This window comes from Paracoccus ravus (assembly GCF_004522175.1).
Taxonomy (GTDB): Bacteria; Pseudomonadota; Alphaproteobacteria; order Rhodobacterales; family Rhodobacteraceae; genus Paracoccus; species Paracoccus ravus.
In genome coordinates this window covers 1-1,323 of record NZ_SDEB01000081.1, presented here as the reverse complement: position 1 = coordinate 1,323, position 1,323 = coordinate 1, and the positions used below count along the sequence as shown (strand labels likewise).

The 1,323-nt window shown below is 58.0% G+C and carries 1 protein-coding gene and 1 pseudogene; one reads left to right on the top strand and one right to left on the bottom strand.

Annotated features, from left to right (window positions below; all coding sequences use genetic code 11):
- Positions 1 to 434: 434 nt before the first annotated feature.
- Positions 435 to 959, bottom strand: a pseudogene (locus ESZ60_RS20585) (transposase).
- Positions 960 to 1,060: 101 nt separating this feature from the next.
- On the opposite strand from ESZ60_RS20585, the gene ESZ60_RS20580 reads away from it, so the two are divergent.
- Positions 1,061 to 1,323: transposase (locus ESZ60_RS20580; RefSeq protein WP_134682498.1), on the top strand; the 263-nt coding region annotated here is incomplete at its 3' end.

The following is a 1,323-nucleotide window of genomic DNA, read 5'->3' as shown; positions in this document are numbered from 1 at the left end:
TTCAAGGCGCGCCCAAACCTCATCCGTCATCACAAACCGCTGCTCGTCCATTCAGAACTCCCTTTGGGAAGCCTGAATCAGAAATCACGCAGGATGGGAATCCTGAATGTCCACGGACCCTAGGCAGTTGCGGATCTGAAACTGCGCGGGATGGACCGGGTGAACGCGCCTCAGTGCAGTCTGTCGATCTGGAGGAGGCCCGGCGCGGCATCAAATGCGAAAGATACGGGCAGGTTGTAGATGAAAGCTGGCGGGTCTCGGCGCCGAGGTTGAGACGCTTTACACGGGTACTTTGATCCGCACGAGCCTGTTGCACATTCTGTCCGGTTCGTCCCAAGCGCTTACTTATGCAGCAGATGCATGATCATCTGCTGCTTCGTTGGTTTCTCGGGGAATGTCTGGAACTCTGTCTATCTGACCCGGCCCATGCAGTTTCAGATACTCAAAGCGGCGTAGCGCTCGCCGAAGAGTATGGCGCACTGATTTCGGGCTGCAAATTCGAAGCTGCGGATCGCCAGATAGATCAACTTCGTGGCCGCGACGTCGGTAGGGAACGAGGCTCGGGTCTTGGTCGATTTTCGGATCACGCGATTCAGGCTTTCGATCCCATTGGTCGTATGGACAAAATCCGCCTTGCCGGATTGCCGGATCGAAGGCGAAGAATGGGATCACCTCCTGGCACGCCGCTAGGCCGGGGCGATGGATGGATATTTCCCGGCCCCTTTTTCCTCGAAGGCATTTCGCTCGGCAGCGGCCATTTCGGCCGTCGCGGCCCCGTAAATCCGGCGCAGGTCGGCTGCTACCTTCCACGAGCAGAAGTTCAGGCTGTGGCGCACCAGATGCAAGCTGGAAGTCCGAACCATGGCCTCGGGAAAGGCGGCGGTGATCGCCTCGGGGAAGCCCTTAAGCCGGTCCACAACCGCGATCCGGATGTCCTGGAATGAGCCATCGAACGCCATCAAACCGAGAGGATGGCGAATACGGTTACGCAGTTTGACCTTCCCCCCGGAAGTTCCCTCGGTCTGATGTAGAGTGTGCCCAACCTGAAGGAGCAGACGAGATGAGGAAAAGCCGTTTCACTGAGGCGCAGATTATCGGGATGCTCAAAGAGCAGGAGGCCGGCTTGCCGACGGCTGAGCTGTGGCGCAAGCATGGGCTGAGCCCTGCGACGTTCTACAAGCTGAAGGCCAAGTATGGCGGAATGGACCTGTCCGATGCCAATCGTCTCAAGCAGCTCGAGGCCGAGAACGCCAAGCTGAAGCGCCTAGTGGCAGATGTCATGCTCGACAATGTGGTTCTGAAGGATCTTCTGGGAAAGCCCTG